Annotated in this window: 17 protein-coding genes; 9 read left to right on the forward strand and 8 right to left on the reverse strand. The window is 68.0% G+C overall.

Annotated elements, in window-relative coordinates:
- Positions 1–126: 126 nt before the first annotated feature.
- From ACFVIV_RS30290 to ACFVIV_RS30300, 3 genes are read left to right on the forward strand one after another with little or no spacing between them, the layout of a single operon-like run.
- Positions 127–891 carry an IclR family transcriptional regulator gene (locus ACFVIV_RS30290; protein ID WP_379202160.1) on the forward strand — a complete coding sequence of 255 codons (765 nt, stop codon included), beginning with the start codon at positions 127–129 and terminating at the stop codon, positions 889–891.
- Positions 892–919: 28 nt separating this feature from the next.
- Positions 920–2,434, forward strand: a complete 1,515-nt coding sequence (glpK, locus tag ACFVIV_RS30295; RefSeq protein WP_379202162.1) for a glycerol kinase GlpK — start codon at positions 920–922, stop codon at positions 2,432–2,434.
- Positions 2,435–2,444: 10 nt separating this feature from the next.
- Positions 2,445–3,278, forward strand: coding sequence for a DUF72 domain-containing protein (locus ACFVIV_RS30300; RefSeq protein ID WP_379202164.1), 834 nt, complete (start codon positions 2,445–2,447; stop codon positions 3,276–3,278).
- An 85-nt stretch (positions 3,279–3,363) separates the two neighbouring features.
- On the opposite strand, the gene ACFVIV_RS30305 is transcribed toward ACFVIV_RS30300, so the two are convergent.
- Positions 3,364–4,362, reverse strand: coding sequence for an acyl-ACP desaturase (locus ACFVIV_RS30305; protein WP_379202165.1), 999 nt, complete (start codon positions 4,360–4,362; stop codon positions 3,364–3,366).
- 292 nt (positions 4,363–4,654) lie between these two features.
- On the opposite strand from ACFVIV_RS30305, the gene ACFVIV_RS30310 reads away from it, so the two are divergent.
- A complete protein-coding gene (locus ACFVIV_RS30310; protein ID WP_379202167.1) occupies positions 4,655–5,899 on the forward strand; it encodes a KasA/KasB family beta-ketoacyl-ACP synthase in 1,245 nt (414 codons plus the stop codon).
- A gap of 120 nt (positions 5,900–6,019) precedes the next feature.
- A complete protein-coding gene (fadD32, locus tag ACFVIV_RS30315) occupies positions 6,020–7,894 on the forward strand; it encodes a long-chain-fatty-acid--AMP ligase FadD32 (RefSeq protein ID WP_379202169.1) in 1,875 nt (624 codons plus the stop codon).
- Positions 7,895–7,931: 37 nt separating this feature from the next.
- On the opposite strand, the gene ACFVIV_RS30320 is transcribed toward fadD32, so the two are convergent.
- On the reverse strand, positions 7,932–8,819 hold the full coding sequence (locus tag ACFVIV_RS30320; RefSeq protein WP_379202171.1) for an STAS domain-containing protein: 888 nt from the start codon (positions 8,817–8,819) through the stop codon (positions 7,932–7,934).
- A 175-nt stretch (positions 8,820–8,994) separates the two neighbouring features.
- On the opposite strand from ACFVIV_RS30320, the gene ACFVIV_RS30325 reads away from it, so the two are divergent.
- Positions 8,995–9,897 (forward strand): DUF5995 family protein, encoded by a 903-nt coding sequence (locus ACFVIV_RS30325; RefSeq protein ID WP_379202173.1) that lies wholly within the window; start codon positions 8,995–8,997, stop codon positions 9,895–9,897.
- A gap of 15 nt (positions 9,898–9,912) precedes the next feature.
- On the opposite strand, the gene ACFVIV_RS30330 is transcribed toward ACFVIV_RS30325, so the two are convergent.
- Positions 9,913–11,292: a diguanylate cyclase domain-containing protein gene (locus ACFVIV_RS30330; protein ID WP_379202175.1), complete on the reverse strand. Its 1,380-nt coding sequence runs from the start codon at positions 11,290–11,292 to the stop codon at positions 9,913–9,915.
- 125 nt (positions 11,293–11,417) lie between these two features.
- On the opposite strand from ACFVIV_RS30330, the gene ACFVIV_RS30335 reads away from it, so the two are divergent.
- Positions 11,418–12,224 (forward strand): SAM-dependent methyltransferase, encoded by an 807-nt coding sequence (locus tag ACFVIV_RS30335; protein WP_379202177.1) that lies wholly within the window; start codon positions 11,418–11,420, stop codon positions 12,222–12,224.
- A 15-nt stretch (positions 12,225–12,239) separates the two neighbouring features.
- Here ACFVIV_RS30335 and ACFVIV_RS30340 read toward each other — a convergent pair whose 3' ends face one another.
- From ACFVIV_RS30340 to ACFVIV_RS30350, 3 genes are all read right to left on the reverse strand, one after another.
- The gene (locus ACFVIV_RS30340; RefSeq protein ID WP_379202179.1) at positions 12,240–12,848 is read right to left on the reverse strand and encodes an NADPH-dependent F420 reductase; all 609 of its coding nucleotides are present in this window, start codon (positions 12,846–12,848) and stop codon (positions 12,240–12,242) included.
- A 123-nt stretch (positions 12,849–12,971) separates the two neighbouring features.
- The gene (locus tag ACFVIV_RS30345; RefSeq protein ID WP_379202181.1) at positions 12,972–14,405 is read right to left on the reverse strand and encodes an MFS transporter; all 1,434 of its coding nucleotides are present in this window, start codon (positions 14,403–14,405) and stop codon (positions 12,972–12,974) included.
- A 109-nt stretch (positions 14,406–14,514) separates the two neighbouring features.
- Entirely contained in the window at positions 14,515–15,069 is a 555-nt protein-coding gene (locus ACFVIV_RS30350; RefSeq protein WP_379202183.1) for an NADPH-dependent FMN reductase, read from the reverse strand.
- Between the two features lie 197 nt (positions 15,070–15,266).
- On the opposite strand from ACFVIV_RS30350, the gene ACFVIV_RS30355 reads away from it, so the two are divergent.
- The gene (locus ACFVIV_RS30355) at positions 15,267–16,403 is read left to right on the forward strand and encodes a lipase family protein (protein ID WP_379202185.1); all 1,137 of its coding nucleotides are present in this window, start codon (positions 15,267–15,269) and stop codon (positions 16,401–16,403) included.
- 46 nt (positions 16,404–16,449) lie between these two features.
- Here ACFVIV_RS30355 and ACFVIV_RS30360 read toward each other — a convergent pair whose 3' ends face one another.
- Positions 16,450–17,703 carry an oxygenase MpaB family protein gene (locus tag ACFVIV_RS30360; protein WP_379202187.1) on the reverse strand — a complete coding sequence of 418 codons (1,254 nt, stop codon included), beginning with the start codon at positions 17,701–17,703 and terminating at the stop codon, positions 16,450–16,452.
- A 103-nt stretch (positions 17,704–17,806) separates the two neighbouring features.
- Here ACFVIV_RS30360 and ACFVIV_RS30365 point away from each other — a divergent pair, with 103 nt between their 5' ends.
- Positions 17,807–18,460 (forward strand): TetR/AcrR family transcriptional regulator, encoded by a 654-nt coding sequence (locus tag ACFVIV_RS30365; protein WP_379202189.1) that lies wholly within the window; start codon positions 17,807–17,809, stop codon positions 18,458–18,460.
- Position 18,461: 1 nt separating this feature from the next.
- Here ACFVIV_RS30365 and ACFVIV_RS30370 read toward each other — a convergent pair whose 3' ends face one another.
- A complete protein-coding gene (locus ACFVIV_RS30370; protein WP_379202191.1) occupies positions 18,462–19,178 on the reverse strand; it encodes a TetR/AcrR family transcriptional regulator in 717 nt (238 codons plus the stop codon).
- Positions 19,179–19,236: the final 58 nt, after the last annotated feature.

Consider the following 19,236-nt stretch of genomic DNA (forward strand, 5'->3'; position numbering starts at 1 on the left):
ATTGAGTCCGTTTGCCCTGGTGAGCGCGGTCGCGGCCGGGCCCGACGTCCACGCTACGAAGTGATCGCGTTCCACTCCAGGGCAGGCGTTCGACAATGCCGAACGGTTTGCTGATAGGTTACGAGCATGCCGGGTTCGATTCAGTCGATCGAGCGCGCCGCCGCCATGTTGCAGCTGCTCGCGCGCGGGTCCGGGCGGCTCGGCGTCGGGGAGATCGCGGCCGCCCTGGGACTGGCCAAGCCGACGGCGCACGGCATTCTGCGGACGCTGCAGGGGGTGGGGTTCGTCGAGCAGGATCCGGTCAGCGGGAAATATCAGCTGGGGTCGGCCATCCATGAGCTCGGCGGGGGATATCTGGATGCCAATGAGTTGCGATCGCGTGCCATCAATCGGGCGGACGCGCTCGCCGCGCGCAGCGGGGAGTCGGTGCGGATCGCCGCCCCGGTGGGCAACGGGGTGTCGGTGGTGCACCACGTGTTCCGGCCCGACAACACCGAGCAGGCCCTGGAAGTGGGGACGACGCTGCCGCCGCACGCGACCGCCTTGGGAAAGGTGCTGCTGGCCTACGACTCGCAGCTGTCGGCGACCGTGCGGGAGGGCGAGCTGCCCGCCTTCACCCACCGCACCATCGTGGACCGGGCCGTGCTGGGCCGGGCGCTGACCGAGGTGCGCCGGACCGGGTGGGCCGGGGATATCGGCGAGTACCGGTCCGCGGAGGCGAGCATTGCCGCGCCGGTGCGCGGGCGCGGCGGGCTGGTGGTGGGCGCCATCGGCATCAGCGGGCCGATCGATCAGCTCTGCGACGGGCAGCTGCGGTTCCGGCCCGGATTCGTCGGCCAGGTTCGCGATGCGGCGCAGGCGGTTTCACGAGATCTTGGTGGCGCACAGTGAATGTCGCGCGGGACGGGAGCGGCCGGGAATGACGCAACGATATGTGCTCGCCATCGATCAGGGCACCACCTCCACGCGGTGCATCCTGTTCGATCAGCGCGCCCGGCTGGCCGGGGTGGCGCAGCGCGAGCATCGGCAGCACTATCCGCGGCCCGGGTGGGTGGAGCAGGACGCGCTGGAGATCTGGCGCAATGTCGAGCGCGTCGTCCCTGCGGCACTGCGGGATTCGGGGATCACGGCCGAGCAGGTGGCGGCGGTGGGGATCGCCAATCAGCGCGAGACCACGGTGGTGTGGGACCGGCGCACCGGGACGCCCATCGGGCGGGCCATCGTGTGGCAGGACGTGCGCACCGAGGAGCTGGTGAACCGGTTGCGCGAAGCGCCCGGGGCGGAACGCATTCGGGAGCTGTGCGGCTTGCCCCTGGCCACCTACTTCGCCGCGCCGCGGCTGCGCTGGCTGCTGGATTCCGTTGCGGGACTGCGTGATCGCGCCGAACGCGGGGAGGTGCTGTTCGGGACCATGGAGACCTGGCTGATCTGGAATCTCACCGGCGGCGCGGACCACGGGGTGCACGTCACCGATGTCACCAATGCCGGGCGCACGCTGCTGATGAATCTCGAAACCCTGGACTGGGACGACGAACTGCTGCGGTTCTTCGATATTCCGAAGGCCATGCTGCCGCGCATCGAACCCTCGACCGGCGAGTTCGGCACGGCGCGGCGGGTGGTTCCGGGCGTGCGCATCGCGGCCGCGCTCGGCGATCAGCACGCGGCCTTGTTCGGGCAGACCTGTTTCGCGCCCGGGGAGACCGAATGCACCTATGGCACAGGCGGATTCCTGCTGATGAACACCGGCCGGGAGCTGGTGCGGTCACAGCACGGCCTGCTCACCACCATCGGGTATCAGATCGGCCCGGAGCCGGTGTACGCCCTGGAAGGGCCGATCGCCGTCACCGGCTCGCTGGTGCAGTGGCTGCGCGACAACATCGGCCTGATCGCCAGTGCGCCCGAGATCGAAACCCTCGCGGGCACAGTCGAAGACAATGGCGGGTGCTATCTGGTCCCGGCCTTCTCCGGGCTCTACGCGCCGCATTGGCGCAGCGACGCGCGCGGGCTGATCATCGGACTGACCTCCTATGTCACCAAGGGACACATCGCCCGGGCCGTGCTGGAGGCCACCGCCTGGCAGACCCGCGACGTGGTGGAGGCCATGAACGCCGATTCCGGCCTGCACGCGGCGGCGCTGCGGGTGGCGGGCGGTATGACCTCCGACAACCTGCTCATGCAGATCGTGGCCGATGTGCTCGACATACCGGTCATGCGACCGATCGTCGCCGAGACCGTCTCCCTCGGCGCGGCGTACGCGGCGGGCCTGGCCGTCGGCTACTGGCCGGATCTCGAAGGGCTGCGCCACAACTGGCGGGTGGCGGCCCAATGGCTGCCGCGCATGGACCCGCGCCTGCGCGCGCAGGAATACGACAACTGGCGGCGAGCGGTGGAGCTTACCTTCGGTTGGCTGCGACCGAAGAAGTCCTTGACCTAACGTGGCAGCTATGCGGTTGTACGTGGGATGCGCGATGTGGCAACACCCGGACTGGCAGGAGAGACCTTTACCCCCGGCCGAGCGCCTGCGCACCTACTCCTCGTGGTGCAATGCCGTCGAGGGCAACACCACCTTCTACGCCACCCCGCAACGCCGCACCGTCGAATCCTGGGCCCGCCAAACCGATCCCGACTTCCGATTCGTCGTGAAGCTCCCGCGCACCGTCACTCACGATCGCCGCCTCACCGGCATCGACGAGGAGATGACCACGTTCCTGGACGCCGTCGAACCCCTGGGCCGCCGTCTACACGCCCTGTGGATCCAGCTCCCCGCCTCCTTCACCGACCTCGCCGCCCTGGCCCGCCTGCTCGACGGCCTCCCCGTCCACTACCGCGCCGCCGTGGAGGTCCGCCATCCGGCCTTCTTCCAGAACGACCGCGCCATCGGGCAACTGGAATCGATCCTCAATGCCGCCGCGGCCGAATGGGTCACCTTCGACACCACCGTCCTGTTCGCCACCCCGCCCATCAGCGCCGCCGAAAACGAGGCCTGGTCCAAGAAGCCCCGCGTCCCCCGCCGCACCCGGGCCCTCACCGAATTCCCCATGGTCCGCTACCACGGCCGCGACGACCCCAAAGCCACCATCGCCGGCTGGCAGCCCTGGATCCGCACGGTCGTCGCCTGGCTCCGGGAAGGCCGTTCTCCCACCGTCTTCATCCACACCCCCGACAACTCCCAGGCCCGCACTCTCGCCCGCCAATTCCACGCCGAGGTCCGCACCCACCTCCCCGACCTGGAGCCCCTGCCCGAGCCGCTCCCCACCGATCCCATGACCTTGTTCTGAAACAACGCCGACCGGGAACTGGTGGCGGGGGCTACTCGCGAAATGCCGCCATCAGTTCCCGGTGATCGGTTGTCCAGCTGGGGGTTCAGCTGATGAGGGCTGAATCCTTTTCTCGGCGTTGGGCTTCGCGGGCGAGGGAGCGGTCGCGTTGTTCTTCGAAGCGGACGGCGTCCTTGCGGAGTTTTTCGAGGTGCTGGCCCAGGACGTTGCGGTAGTAGTCGCCGCGGGGGGTGAAGTCGGTGCGGTCGAAGATGTTCCACTTCTTGAGGACCGGTTGGATGACCTCTTCGAGGTGCTGGCGGAGGTCGTAGATGCCGTGTTTGGCCATGAGGACGCCATTGCGGCGGAAGTTGGGCATGCCGGCGCCGGGCATTTGGAATTGCTGGACGATGTTGGCGATGGCTTCGACGGCTTGGTCGGGGGACAGGTCCAGGGCGGCGCCGACCATATTGCGATAGAAGATCATGTGCAGGTTTTCGTCGGCGGCAATGCGTTGCAGCATCCTGTCCGCTATGGGGTCATTGCACACTTTGCCGGTATTGCGATGAGAAACGCGAGTGGCCAATTCCTGGAATGTCACATAGATGACGGAATACATGAATCCGGCAGCCGCATAGATGTGGCTGTGGCCGACGCGGTCGCGGACCAGATGCATGGCGTTGTAGCCGTTGGTCATGTGAATCATGCGGGCCTGCTCCAGGGCCACCGGATCCACGCCGCGGGTCACCACCAGGTAATCGCGCAGCACGATGCCGTGCCGGTTCTCCTCGGCGGTCCAGCGGCCCACCCAGGTGCCCCAGGCGCCGTCCTGGGAGAAGTTCTCGGCGATTTCCCGGTGATAGCTGGGAAGATTGTCCTCGGTCAGTAGATTGGTGATCATGGCCGCCTTGGCGACCTCGCTGAGCTTGGACTGCTGAGGGTCCCAGTCTTCACCTTCCATAGCTGCGAAGTTGCGGCCCTCATCCCACGGCACGTAGTCGTGCGGATGCCAGTCCTTGGCCATGGATAGATGCCTATTCACATTCTGTTCGGCAACAGGCTCCAACTCGATGAGCAACTCGAGCTGCGTCAGATTCCTGGCCACGTTCGTGTGCCTCCCTCGAAATGGCTCGGCGCTGCGGAATGATGGTGAAAGATCCGGCGATTGCCGCCGTGGGCGAAAGGGACCACCTGGAACGGTTTCGGGGTCCCGCGTGTCGCACAAGGAGACTGGTCGGCTTAGCCTCGGATAATCTAGCCCAGTTCGCCGGAGATTGGCTTCAACACCCGCCGCAGTGTTCGCGGCCGGGAGCGTTCGCGAGTTGCAAAACAGTCCTTGACAGCCACGCGGATCGAAATCAGGTTCGCCGCAGCATTGCTACGGAGAGTGAACGATCATGCAGACGCCCAACCGCCGCAAGTTCCCCGACGTCGTCGTCACGTCCCTGGCGACCACCACCTCCATCTCGGGAGACGTCGACTCGACCTGGAAGGGCCTACTCAACGGCGAGAGCGGTATCGACGTCCTCGAGGACAGCTGGGTCCAGGATTTCGAACTGCCGGTGCGCATCGGCGGCCACCTCAAGGTCTCGCCGCGCGATCAGGTCAGCCCGGCGGAATTACGCCGCCTGTCCTACATCGAGCAGATGGCCCTGGTGCTGGGGCGCGAGGTGTGGAAGAACGCCGGCAATCCGGAGGTCGATCGCGACCGCCTCGGCGTCGCCATCGGCACCGGCCTGGGCGGCGCGGAGTGCCTGATCGTGGCGCGCGACAAGCTCGAGACCGGCGGCTACCGCAAGGTCTCCCCGCTGACCGTGCAGACCGTCATGCCCAATGGCGCGGCCGCCGTGGTCGGCACCGAGCTGCGCGCGGGCGCCGGTGTGCGAACGCCGGTTTCGGCCTGTTCATCCGGTTCGGAGGCGATCGCCAATGCCTGGCAGATGATCGTCATGGGCGATGCCGACATGGTCGTCACCGGCGGCGTCGAGGGCGGCATCCACGTGCTGCCGATCGCCGGGTTCTCCATGATGCGCGCCATGAGCACCCGCAACGACGATCCCAAGGCGGCCTCGCGCCCCTTCGACCGCGACCGCGACGGCTTCGTCTTCGGTGAGGCCGGCGCCCTCATGGTGATCGAGACCGAGGAGCACGCCAAGGCCCGCGGCGCGACCATTCACGCCCGGCTCATGGGCGCGGGGATCACCTCCGACGGTTTCCATCTCGTCGCCCCCGACCCGGAGGGCACGGGCGCGGCGCGCGCCATGACCCGCGCCATGGAGAACGCCGGAATCTCGAAATCCGATGTCACGCATATCAATGCGCACGCCACCGCCACGCCCATCGGGGATACCGCCGAGGCCAATGCCATTCAGCAAGCGGTCGGCAATCACGCTGCGGTCTATGCGCCCAAGTCGGCGCTGGGGCACTCCATCGGGGCCGTGGGCGCGCTCGAATCGGTGCTCACCGTGCTGGCGGTGCGCGACGGAATCATCCCGCCCACGCTGAATTTGGACAATCAGGACCCCGAAATCGATCTCGACGTGGTGAAGGGCCAGGCGCGGCCGGGCACCTACGACTACGCCCTGAACAACTCCTTCGGCTTCGGCGGGCACAATGTCGCGCTCGCCTTCGGTCGGTACTGAGTATCCGGGACCGTGGCACCTGCTAGTCTTCCTCAGCCCCAGCTAATTCCCGGGCTCCTGTGTCGATCTTTGTTCGGTGTCACTGCACAGTCATGGCTGTGAGTTGAAAAAGGATAGGGAATGATCGGCGAGACCACTTTCGATGACTTTCTGGACGAGCACGGCAACATCTCGCTCCCCGACAACAAGACGATGATCGACCTGGTCGACCATCACACCGCGGAGTGCGGCGACGAACTCGCCTACCGCTATGTCGACTATTCGCGCGAACGCGACGGTGAGTACTTCGAACTCACCTGGAATCAGTTCGGCGTCCGGCTGCGCGCGGTGGCCGCCCGGTTGCAGCAGGTCACGCAGCCCGGCGACCGGGTCGCCATCCTCTGTCCGCAGGGGCTGGAGTACATCGTCGCCATGTACGGGGCGGTGTACGCCGGCAATATCGCGGTGCCGCTGTTCGAACCGGATGAGCACGGGCATTCCGATCGGCTGCACGCGGTGCTCGACGACTGCCAGCCCGCCGCCATCCTCACGGTCGGTTCGGCGGCGGCCGGGGTGCGGGAACTGTTCCGGGAGTTGCCCGCCCCGCAGCGCCCGCGCATCATCGCCGTGGAGATGATCCCGGACAGCGTCGGCGAGACCTGGGTGCGTCCGGAGATCAATATCGACAGCGTGGCGTATCTGCAGTACACCTCGGGTTCCACCCGGACGCCGGCGGGCGTGGAGATCACCCACCGGGCCGTGGGCACCAACCTGTTCCAGATGATCAGCGCCATCGGCATCAACGAGAAGGCGCGCGGCGTCACCTGGCTGCCCATGTTCCACGACATGGGCCTGCTCACCGTCATCCTGCCCTCGCTCGGCGGCAAGTTCATCACCATCATGTCGCCGAGTGCCTTCGTGCGCCGGCCCTACCGCTGGATCAAGGAGCTGGCGGCGCAGGAGGATGGGGCCGAGATCTACGCGGCCGCACCGAATTTCGCCTTCGAGCATGCGGCGGTGCGGGGCAAGCCCAAGCCCGGTGAGGAACTCGATCTGTCGCGGGTGATCGGTTTGATCAATGGCAGCGAGCCGGTCTCGGTGACCTCGATGCAGAAGTTCAACGAGGCCTTCGAGCCCTACGGGCTGCCCAAGACCGCCATCAAGCCGTGCTACGGCATGGCGGAGGCGACGCTGTTCGTCTCGGCCACCCGGCGCGACGACGAGGCGCGGGTGGTCTACGTGGACCGCGGCGAGCTCAATGCCGGCCGTATGACCGAGGTGAATCCGGACGCGGAAAACGCTGTGGCACAGGTTTCTTGCGGCTATGTCGCACTGTCGCAGTGGGCGACCATCGTGGATCCGGAGACCGGCGCGGAACGGCCCGACGGCGAGGTCGGCGAGATCTGGCTGCACGGGCAGAACATGGGCATCGGCTATTGGGGCCGCCCCGAGGAATCCGAGGCGACCTTCCACAACAAGCTCACCTCGCGCCAGCCGCACGGCAGTCACGCCGAAGGCACCGAGCCGGACGCGAAGTGGATGCGCACCGGCGATTTCGGCGCCTACTACGACGGCGAGCTCTACATCACCGGCCGCGTCAAGGATCTGGTGATCGTGGACGGCCGCAATCACTATCCGCAGGATCTGGAGTACAGCGCCCAGGAGTCCAGCACCGCGCTGCGGCCCGGATTCGTTGCGGCCTTCTCGGTTTCGGCCGACGAGATGCCGGTCGAGGCCGGCGATCGCGCCGAGGCCGGCACCGAGCAGCTGGTGATCGTGGCCGAACGCGGCACGGGCGCGGCGAAACTCGATCCGGAGCCGATCGCGGAGACGGTGCGCGCCGCCATTGCCAAGCGGCACGGCGTGACGGTGCGGGATCTGCTGCTGGTGCCGGCGGGCTCGATTCCGCGCACCTCCAGCGGCAAGATCGCGCGCCGGGCCTGCAAGGCGGCCTATGTGGAGGGCACCCTGCGCGGCGGGCACCGCCAGCAGGCCTTCCCGGACGTGGCCGAGTAGGCCCGCAAGCCCGGAAAGCCGTGCCGCCGACGCGATCTCACAGCGTGTCGGCGGTGCGGCTCACCTCGTAGCCGAGCAGTCGTTCGGCCTCTTCGATACCGCCCTGCAGGTCGCCGACCGCGTTCATCTTCGACAGGTCCAGCCCGATCGCCACCAGGGTGAGCGCGATCTCCGAGGACAGCCCGGTGATGATGACGCTGGCGCCCATCAACCCGGAGGCGTCCACGGTCTGGACCAGGTGATTCGCCACCGTGGAGTCGATGGTCGGCACGCCGGTGATATCGATGACCACCACCTTGGCCCGATTGCCGCGAATGGCGCCCAGCAGCTGTTCGGTCAGCTGCCGGGCCCGCTGCGAGTCCAGCACGCCGATAATGGGCAGGATGAGCAGCTGCTCGCGCACCTGGAGCACCGGGGTGGAGAGCTCGCGAATGGCCTCCTGCTGCTGGCGGATGATGCGCTCGCGTTCCTCCACGAAGGAGACGCCGACGGTATTGGCGATGCGGTTGGCCGCGGGCTCGTAGGCGTCGAGGACCCGATTGAGCAATTCGAAATCGGACTGGTACTTCTCGAACAGCGAGCGCGCCAGCACATCTCGCAGCAGCAGCACGATGCCGAGCACCTCGTCGGTCTCGACGCCGCGCGGAATGATGCGCTCGGACAGATCACGGGCGTAGTTCTGCAGGGCCTCCACGCTGCCGGTCTCGAGGGCGTCGACGTAGTTGTCGTAGACCGAGGTGGCCTCGGAGAAGATCTCGTCCGGCGTCATGGCGGTGAGCAGCTGAGCATGGGTAATGCGGCGCGCCCATTCCTCCCGTAGCAGGGTGCGGTTCTGGCGCAGATGTTCGACCAGTTCGGACAGCAGGGGTTCGCCCGGTCTGTCCACCAGCAGGGTGTTGTCGATATGTCTTGCACGCGATGTCATGGTTCTCCAAGACGCTACCGCCGGATGTTTGCTGTTGCGCTGACGCGAATGTGCCATGAGCGAGCCGAGCCTATTCGCACCGTTGCGGAGTTATGAACGATTTCCTGTCAAGGTGCCCTGACGAGGCATGTCGGCAATCACTTGATTTTCCGACCGGTCCGTACACTTTTTGCCCGTGCGAACATCCGCCCGGCCCGGGCTCCTCATCGCGATCGGCGCTGCGGTACTGGCGGTTTCCGCGGCCGCGCCGGGAGCCGCGGCCCCGGCGGGCATTGCACCCGCGCCGGCCGCCTGTGGGACGCCACTGTCCACCGGCGAGATTGCCACCATAGCCCGTCTATCGGATACCTCGGACCTGCCGGGTGCGGCTCTCGAGCGGCTCGAGGTCGCGGTGCAGCGTAACCAGCGGATCACCCGCATCCTGGCCGAGCATCGCGACCGGCGCGGGCTGTTCGGCATCGGGCTCGACGGGGTCGAGGAGGTGGCGGTCATGCCGCTGCAACGCGATCCGCTCGCTTTCGCCGACCGGCGGTTCGCCCATGCCATCAGCTTCGAGCTGCTGCGCCGCTACCTGGACAATCTGCACGCCGAATTCACCGGCGGCGTGGTCGAACCGCACTGGGCGCGGTATTTCGCGCTGGCGGCGAACTGCGAGCTGTCGGGGGCGCGGGCGGCCATGTCGGGCTACAACGCGCACCTCACGGTGGATCTGGCGTACTCCCTCGCCGCCATCGGGACGAAGCCGGAGAACGGGCCGGACTACTTCAAGATCGTCGCCGCCATCGCGGCCGCGGGCGATGTGATCGTCGAGCGCACCAAGCAGGTCTACGACGCCGATCTGGGCCCGCCGTGGCGCTTCTACTTCCTCGGCGAGGGCCTGGATCTGCTGGTGGGCGAGGGCGTCGCCACCAGGCAGCTGCTGATCGCCGCCGATCTCGGCGCGAATGTGGTCATCTTCGGCAACGGCCTCGCGCTGCAGGATCCGGCGCTGCACGACGCCACCGTGCTGGAGATCGCCGCGCTGTCCGATTCCGCGGAAGTCGCATTCGAGGTGCTGGCGCAGTTGCGCGCGCTGTGAGGCGAGTTCGCGCCATTATTCGGTGGTCTTGGCGGGCACCGCGCCGCCGTCGGCGTGCCGGGTGTCCCGGCCGAGGGTGTGCCGCGATGCCGAGAGCGGCCGCACGGGTCCGCGATTGGCGGCCTTGGCCCAGTACATGCTGTAGTCCGCGGCCTGCAGCAGATCGTCGGCGGTGGTGTGGGCCGCGAACTCCGCCGCGGTGCCGACGCTGGCGGTGACCGTGAGCCGGTGCCCGTGCACCTCGAACGGGCGGGCGAAGGTGCGGCGCACGCAGTGCGCGAGCTGATCGACCTCGCCGCCGGAATCCGGGACCAGAATGACGAATTCGTCGCCGCCCATGCGGGCCACCAGTTGGTCCGGGGCGGTGCAGGCGGTGAGCCGGCCGGCGGCCTGGACCAGCAGTTCGTCGCCGATGGCGTGGCCGAAGGTGTCGTTGACGGCCTTGAACCGGTCGAGATCCACGTAGCAGAGGCCGATGCGGGCATCCGGCTCGGCGAAGGCGGCGGTCAGGGCGTCGAAGAACCGGGATCGATTGGCCAGCCCGGTGAGCTGATCGTGATGCGCGCGGTAGTGCAGGCGTTCGCGCAGTGCGCGCCGTTCGGAGATGTCCTCCACCAGGATCAGCGTGTACCGCGGCTCCCCGTGATCGTCGCGGATGAGCGAGACATTGATATTCGTCCACACCGTGCGCCCGTCGCGATGCGGATACGCCTTCTCCATCTGGGCATTGTCGACATCCCCGCGCAGCACCGCCGCGTACAGCGGCCACATGCCCGGATCGTCCTCGGGATGGGCGAGATCGGTGACCGCCAGGGCGCACATCTCGGCCGGCGTATAGCCGAGCATTTCCGCGAAGGCGGTATTCACTTCAATAATGCGACCGGACATATCGGACAATCCGGTCCCAATTCCGGCCTGGGCGAACACCGCCCGGAACCGCGCCTCGCTCGCCCGCAGCTTCTCCTGCACCCGCATGCGTGCGGTGATTTCGGCGATTCGCACGCTTTCCTGTTCCGCCAGCAGCCATGTGCGGAAGGCGCGCACATAGCCGGCGGTGAATGCGCCCAGCAGTTCCGCGATCCGGTCGGTCGGTACCGCGCCATCCCGGGCGAAGAAGGACCCGAGCACGCTGACGCTGCGGCCCAGCACCTCGTTGCCGACGAAATGCGCACGCGCCAGTTCCGCGCCCAGTTCGGCCACGCGATCCGGGGTTGCGCCATCCCGCGCGGCGGCCGCGAAACCCGCGGCGAGCCGGGTCAGCAGGGCGTGGGCCTCGGCCCGGCTCATGGGCACCACGTGATCGCGGACTCCGCTGTCGAGCGCGGCTGCCCACTGTTCGACCAAGTCGGCGTGCGGGCCGCCATGCTCCGGCCCACCCCCGGGATCCGACGCCATGGGGGTTGATGGTAGCCCGACCAGTCTCGGGCCGCGAACGCCGCCTTGCCGGTCCGGGTTGCGATACCATTGCGGCGCTTCATGATTGGCCGTGAAGCAGCTTGGTGCAGAAGGGTTGCGAAGCGATGACCAGACCGAGTTGGGCTCCCGAGGGCATCGATTTGGATCGCCCCAGTGCCTCGCGAGTGTACGACTACTTCGTCGGCGGCATGCACAATTTCGAGATCGATCGCGAATTGGCGCACATGATCGAGAAGTTCACCCCGAATGTCGCGGAGACCATGCGCGCCAACCGGGATCTGCTGCGCCGCTGTGTCCGGTATCTGACCGATGCCGGAATCGACCAGTTCCTCGATCTCGGCTCCGGCATTCCGACCGTCGGCAATGTGCACGAGGTTGCGCAGGCCCGGAATCCGCACGCCCGCGTGGTGTACGTGGATATCGATCCGGTCGCGGTCGCGCACAGCCAGGCCATTCTCGACGGCAATCCGAATGCCGCCGTCATTCATGCCGATGTGGCCGAACCGGATTCGATCCTGAGCGCGCCGGATGTGGTGCGGCTGCTGGATTTCTCGCGTCCGGTGGCCGTATTGCTGCTCGGGGTCCTGCATTTCGTGCCGGACGAGGCCGATCCGGCCGGGGCGGTGGCCCGGCTGCTGGAGGTGTGCGCGCCCGGCAGCTATGTGGCGATCACGCACGCCACCGCCGATGGGCAGCCGCAGGAGGTGCTGGATGCGCAGAAGCTGTCCGGGCGCACCTCCACCGAGATCACGCTGCGCAGCAAGGACGCGATCGCGACGTACTTCCACGACTGGACGCTGCTCGAGCCCGGCCTGGTGCTGCTGCCGCTGTGGCGGCCGGAGAATCCGGCCGATGTCGGCGAGCATCCGGAGGTTTCCGGCGCCTTCGGCGGGCTGGCCCGCAAGGATTGATCGGCCCCCGGGAGCCTAGGGCGCAATCAGCGGGATGCTCAGCTGCCGCAGCGCGCCGCCGGGTTCCAGCACCACGCTGTCGTCGATATTGCCGATGACCACCGGAACGAATCCAGTGGTCTTGACGAGTTCCGCGACGCGGCACAGCGCCGCGGGGTGATCACCGGCCATCGGGGCGACGATGCGGCCCAGCGAGGTGAGCGGGCCGGAACGGTACATCGGCGTGGTGAAGTTGTTGAAGGCCTTGACCAGCTGGGCCTTCGGCACCAGCTCCGCGACTATCGCACTGGTCGGCCGGCTGTCGGTGTCGACGACGGTGACATTGCCGTAGGCATCGCGTTCGAACGGGTTGGCCGGGTCGATCCAGATCTTGCCGTCGAGCGGCGGCAATTCGGCGGCGAGAGCCGCCAGCTGATTCCACTGCACCGCGCCGACGAGCAGCGACGCGGCGTCGGTGACCTCGTCCACCGGGGCGGCCCGGGTATGGCGTAGTCCCCTGTCGGCCAGGGTCGCCGTTAATTCCTCCAGGTGGCGGCTGGCGATGTGCACGGAATGCCCGGCACGGTCGAACAGTCCCGCCAGGCTCAGGCCGATCAGGCCCGCGCCGAAGATTCCCACATCCATCCCGCACCATCCCTCGGATCGGCGCCGGTTCGGTCTACACCAGTAAATACCCGGCAACCCCGTGCGTGGCCCCATTCGGAAAATCTCCGCCGGGTCGTGTCACGGGGTTGCGGGGGACAGTGCTCAGGCGTTGACGCTCACCTCCTCGGCGGTGCGGGCCGGGCGGCGGAAGGTCGCCACGGCCGCGACGGCGGCCACCACGGCGATGACGGCGGCCGACTGGAAGGCGGCGGCGAAGCCATCGGTGAGAGCCACTGTGTCACCGAGCTTTTCGGCGCCCGCGGCGGAGGCGATGGCGGTCACCGCGGCCAGGCCGAGCGCGGAGCCGATCTGGTAGCCGGTGTTCACGATGCCCGAGGCCAGGCCGCCCTCTTCCGGCGGCGCGGCGGAGATGGCGGTCTGCAGGGACGGGACGAACGCCAGGGACATGCCCAGGGCGGCGACCAGCGAACCGGGCAGCACGTCGATCCAGAAATTGCCGTCGGGGCGGATGAACGACAGCCAGGCCAGGCCGGCGGCCAGCACCAGCAGACCGGTGATGATCATGGTGCGAGCGCCGAAGCGGGCGAACAGCTTCGGGGACAGCGCGATCATGCCGGCCATGATGAGCGCGGTCATGGGCAGCAGCGCCGCGCCGGACGGGAAGGCGGAGTAGCCGAGCACCTGCTGCAGGTAGAGGTTCAGGAAGAACCACATGGGCACCCATGCCGCCCCGAGCAGCACCTGGGCCAGGTTGGCCGCGCCGAGGTTGGGGGAGCGGAAGATGGCCAGCGGCATGAGCGGATCCTTGCGGCGGAGCTGAATGCCGAGGAAGGCGATCAGCAGCAGGGCCGCCAGGCCCAGCACGCCCCAGGTCTCACCGGAGAGCCAGCCGGTTTCCGGCGCCCGGACCACGGCGAACACGGCCGCGCCGAGGCCGAGGGTGGCGGTCGCCGCGCCGAGCAGGTCGACCGAGCCGTGCGGGGCCAGCGCGCCGCCGGGAACCAGGGCGGGAGCGGCGATCAGCGCCAGCAGGGCGATGGGGATGTTGATATAGAAAACCCAAGGCCACGAAGCGTATTCGGTAATGACGCCGCCCAGGAAGACACCGGCGGTGCCGCCCGCGGGCGCGGCCGCGCCGTAGACGGCGAACGCCTTGGTCAGCTCGCGCGGATTGCCGCCGAACAGCATCATGAGCAGCGTCAATGCCGAGGGCGCGATGAGCGCCGCGCCCGCACCTTGAATGCCGCGCCCGATGAGCTCGACCGTGGCGGTGGAGGCGATGCCCGCCACCAGCGATCCGGCGCCGAGTACGGCCCAGCCGAGCTGGAAGATGCGCCGCGCGCCGAGAATGTCGGACAGCTTGCCGCCCAGCAGCAGCAGTCCGCCGAAGACGACGACGTAGGCGTTGAAGACCCAGGACAGGTTCTCCTGTGAGAACCCGAGGGCCGTCTGCATTTCCGGCAGCGCGACGCCGATGATCGAGGTGTCCATGATGACCATGAACTGGGCGAGGGCAATGAGGGAGAGGGCGATCCACCGTCGCGAGGACGGTGGCGCCGGGTTGGCGGTGGACATGTGAATCACTCCTTGGCAGAGGGAAATCCGGTCCCATTTGTATACCCATGGGGGGTATCTGGACGGAATGCCTCCGCCTAGTGATTCATGTCATACCCTATGGGGGTATCTAGATCTCGGATGGTTCGGCGATGCTCGCATGTTCGGCCAATGCCGTGAGCGCGATGGCCAATCGCTCCCGGACGCTCGGATCGGCGACCGTCCCGTCCGCGCCGACCATGTCGCGCAGCACGGTGATCCGCCCGCACGCGGCTTCGGCGATATCGGCTCCGACGTAGCCCAGCACCGTGCGCAGGGTGGCCACCGCCGCATCGCCGCGCCCCTCGTGCGCGACATTGATCCAGGCGACGGGCTTGCCGTACAGATCCCCGGTGCCCACGGTCCATTCGAGCAGGTTCTTCAGACTGCCCGGAATCATGCCCGCGTACTCGGGCGCGCAGATCAGGACGGCGTCCGCCGCGCCGATCTCCGCCCGCAGCGCGGCCACTGCGGCGGGGGCGGCCTGGTCACCGGGAATGAAGGCGGGCAGTCCGACCAGTCCGTCGTACAGCCGCGCTTCGATCTCCGCCGGTGCGAGGTCGGCAATGGTCCGCAGGGCGGCCGTATTCGTGGAGGTGTCGCGGGTGCTGCCCGAGATCAACAGGATTCGCTGAGGTGTGCTCACCCCGTGGGCAACATGGCGGTGCAAGAGCGTATTTCACAGTGTTGTCTCAGTGAGTGAGAGTTACTGCAACACGAGGTGTCACTTTTTCTCGCGTTGGGTATGGTAACGATCATGCGCGCTGTCCCGGACAGTCGTTAACGCCCGGATTCGATTGCGCGACAACTGCATAAGGCGCGTTCGTGCAAGAAGGGCAGGCAATGATGACTGCATACACCCACCGCATCGACGAAGCGGCGGCGGGAGCTCCGGGCCGGCTGCTGGCGGCATCGCCGATGGTCGCGCGGATGCTGCCCGGCCTGCGACTTCCCGCCCGCGCCTGGCGCATCACCTACACCTCCACCAATGGCGCGGGCGACCCGGTCGAGGTCACCGGCACCGTGCTGGTGCCGCGCGCACCCTGGCGGGGCGCGGGCCCGCAGCCGCTCATCGGCTACGCCGTCGGCACCCAGGGCCTGGCCGACCGAATCGCCGCCTCCTCGTGGCAGCTGCGCTTCGGCGTGGAATACGAATCGCTGTTCATCCGGGCCGCCCTGCGCCGCGGCTGGGCGCTCGCCATCACCGACTATCCGGGACTGGGCAATCCGGGCACGCACCCCTATGTCATGGGCCGCTCGCTGGGCCCGTCCGTGCTGGACAGCATGCGCGCCGCGCGCCGCCTGCCCGCCGCCGGCCTGGACCCCGACGGCCCACTGGGCATCTACGGCTACTCCGAGGGCGGCAATGCCGCGGGCTGGGCGCTGCAACTCCAGCCCGGCTACGCTCCCGACCTCGAGCTCGCCGGCGGCGCGATCGGTTCCGCCCCCGCCGATCTGGAGGACATGATCGCCTTCCTGGACGGCACCCCCTACGCCTTCCTGCTGTTCTACGGCGTGCTCGGCCTCGACGCCGCCTACCCGGAACTCGATGTCCTGCAATACCTCAAGCCCCAGGGTCGCGCCCTGGCCGCCCTCTTCCGCCGCACCCATGCCGCCGCGGCGGCGGTGGTCGGCATTGCCGGCGGCCTGGTGATCCCCACCCACGTCGACACCTTCTGTCACACGCCGCCGTTCCAGGTCCCGGCCGTCAAGGCGCGCCTGCAAGAGAACAAACTGGGCGGAATCGCCCCGGCCGCACCGGTTCTGGTCGCCGGCGGCACCGCCGAGCAGATCATCCCGTTCCCGCAGGCCGTGGCCCTGGCCGAGAGCTGGAAGGCCCTCGGCGCGGACGTCACCATGCACACCATGCACCGCCGCGAACACGTCACCGGCGCCTTCGCCTTCGCCCGGCCCGCCTTGCGCTTCCTGGGCGAATGTCTGGAGCAGGCGCAGTCGAAGGATCTGCGCCGCCTCGCCTGACCGGAGTTCCCGCTCGGCCCCGCGTGGCGCCGAGCGGGAGAGTGGTTCAGGCGGCGCGGGTTTCGGCGAGCCGGTCGTGGCGGCCGTAGCTGCGGTCGGGGCCGGTTGCCAGCACGGACCGGGCCATCATGCGCTCGGTCGTGCGGCGGCCGAGTCGCTCGGCCAGCCGGGTCGCGCCGGGAATCACGCGGCGGGGGATCTCGAGTGCGCCGTTCAGTGCGGCGGTGGCCAGGACGGCGGCGGTGAAGACGCGGCTGTAGGGCATGCCGAGGAAGTCGGAATTGGTGTGGCCCAGCAGGATTCGGCTGTAGGACACCGAGTAGAGGGTGAAGGCGCGACCGGCCAGGCGGCCGGCCGGGCCGCCGCGATCCAGGCCGTAGATGGCGGGCAGCGCGCCGACCAGCGCCGCGGACAGGGCGCGCGAATCCGCGTCCGGCTTGAATTCGTAGTCCGCCTGCAGCCACAGCAGCCGCCAGGTGTCGGTCTCGTCGGCGGGCAGGATCTCCGGGTCCAGGCCGATCACATGGCCGACATAACGCCACAGGTGGTACACGGCCGCCTTCTCCTTGCGGGTGAACTGCAACCCGAGCGCCTGGCAGCCGGCAATGGTGGCCAGCGAGAACAGCATGAGCGTGCCCGCCGTGAGGGATTGGTTGATCGGGTGATCCCAGTTCGCGTAGTCCCAGTCCGCGCGGCGGTTCATGCCCGCGCGCACCTGGGCGTGCATGAGCCGCACCCGCACGGTGTTCTTGAAGCCGGGCTGGAAGCGTCCCATCCCGCCGGCCGCGGTCACATCCATCCACCAGGTGGCGGTCTCGGTCACGCGGCGCGGGGCCATGTTCTCGGCGGAGAGGCCGCCGGTCCCGATCAGCACCTTGTCCGCCCGCGAGGCCAGATAGCCGCCATTGAGCGAGAACATGGACAGGGCCAGATTGGTCGCCCACGGGCTGACCCGGCCGCAGACCCGCGCGGCCTTGTCGAGTTTGGCCTGGTCCAGCCAGAAGGGCGGGGCATCGAGGTGGGCGAAGAAGGCGCGCAGTTCGGCGGGCGCGTCCGGCACCGCGTCGATGCCGCGTTCCAGGGCGATCTCGAACAGTTTGCGGCCGTGGCCGGTGGGCAGGCGGCGGAACATGTCCACGACGGCGTCGGCGAGCGGATCGCCCTGCTCGGTGAACCGGCGATAGGCGTCGCGCTGTTCGGGCGTGGGCCGGATATCGCCGGGGGCCAGGATCTTCATGGCCAGCTTGAACATCGGCTCCTGGAAGACGACCGGTTCGGGCAACTGCTCGGTACGCGCCATTGCGTGCCTCCTGTTAGGCATCCCACTCTGGTGAATGACTTCACCAGACTATTTGGTGATAGTCTTCACCAAAGTCGGCGGCATGGCAACAGGTGGTGGTGACATGGCATCGGACCGGGGGCGATATGCCGGACTGAGCGGCGATGAGCGGCGCGCCCAGCGGCGCGAGAAGCTGCGCGCGGCCGCCCGGGAGCTGATTGCCGAGCAGGGCCTGGCCGGACTCAAGGTGCGCGCGCTGTGCACCCGCGCGGGATTGAACGACCGCTACTTCTACGAGAGCTACGCCGATACCGACCAGTTGTTGTTCGAGCTGGTGGACGCCCAGCTGGCCGAACTCATGGCCGGACTGTTCGACGTCATCGCCAATGCCCCCGCCGATACCCGGATCCGCCTGCGCGCTGTCGTCGAGCACGGCGTGGCCGTCCTCGCCGACGATCCGGTGCGCCGCCGCCTGGTCGTCGAATTCCAGTCCGGCGACGAATTGCGCCGCCGGCGTACGGAACTGGTCGATCTGGCTGCTCGGACCATGCTCGCCCAGGGCCGCGAACTGCTGGGCGAGGAGGCCGTCACCGGCATCCACGCCGAACTGGCGGCCCGCACCATCGCCCACGGCGGCCTGGAGTTGATCACCGAATGGCTGCGCGGCGATCTCGCGATCGAGCGCGCCCAGCTGGTCGACTTCCTGGTTGCCATGATCATGACCGCCTCGGAGATCACCACCACCGTGCGCCGCGAAATGGCGGCCGACGGTTCGTGAGTCAGGCCTGATCGGGGGCGGCGAGTTCGGCGAACGCGGTCAGGGGTTCGTCGGGATCGAGTGTGAGCCCCCGGGATTCGGCCGTGGCGTAGAGCGCCCCCCAGGCGAAGGCGGCCAGTTGATCGGCGAGTTCCTTGCCGCTGATCAACGGTTCGTTCAGCCAGCGCAGCACGCCGAGGCCGATCGCGCCGAGCAGTGCGTCCACGCTGTATTGGAGATGGTCCCCATCGGCGCCGCGGACCCGCAGTATGCCGGCGAGGAACTCGGAAACTGTATCGGACAGTGGCCGCCCGTCTTCGAGGAAACGGGCCGCGCCATAGGCCGCGACCACGTGTGAGCTCACAATGAAGCGAAACAGGTTGGGGCGCTCGGAGACAAGATCGATATAGGCGGCCAGGGCCGTGCGGATGGCCTCGCGCGCCGAGGCGGCCGGGTCGAACAGCGGGGTGACGCGCTCGACGATCAGCTCCTGCACCCGGCCGCTCACCGCGGCCAGCAACTCGACCTTGTCGCCGAAGAAGCGATACAGCTTGGGGCGCGGTATACCAGCGGTTTTCACCACATCGTCGATGGAGAGATCGGGTCCGTGCTCATCGATGGCGCGAATGGTGGCCTCGATGAGCTCGGCCCGCACCGAGGCGCGATGCGAATGCCAGCGGTCGTAGCGGGCATCACCCTTCGGGGCGGCCGGGCGGTCGCGATTGGGGTGGGAGGCCATGCGGCAGATTGTAATTCGATCCGTTACGGCGCACCCCTTGCCTATCTGTCTGGGACAA

Origin of the sequence: Nocardia sp. NPDC127526 (genome assembly GCF_042672265.1) — a bacterium.
Classification (GTDB): Bacteria; Actinomycetota; Actinomycetes; order Mycobacteriales; family Mycobacteriaceae; genus Nocardia.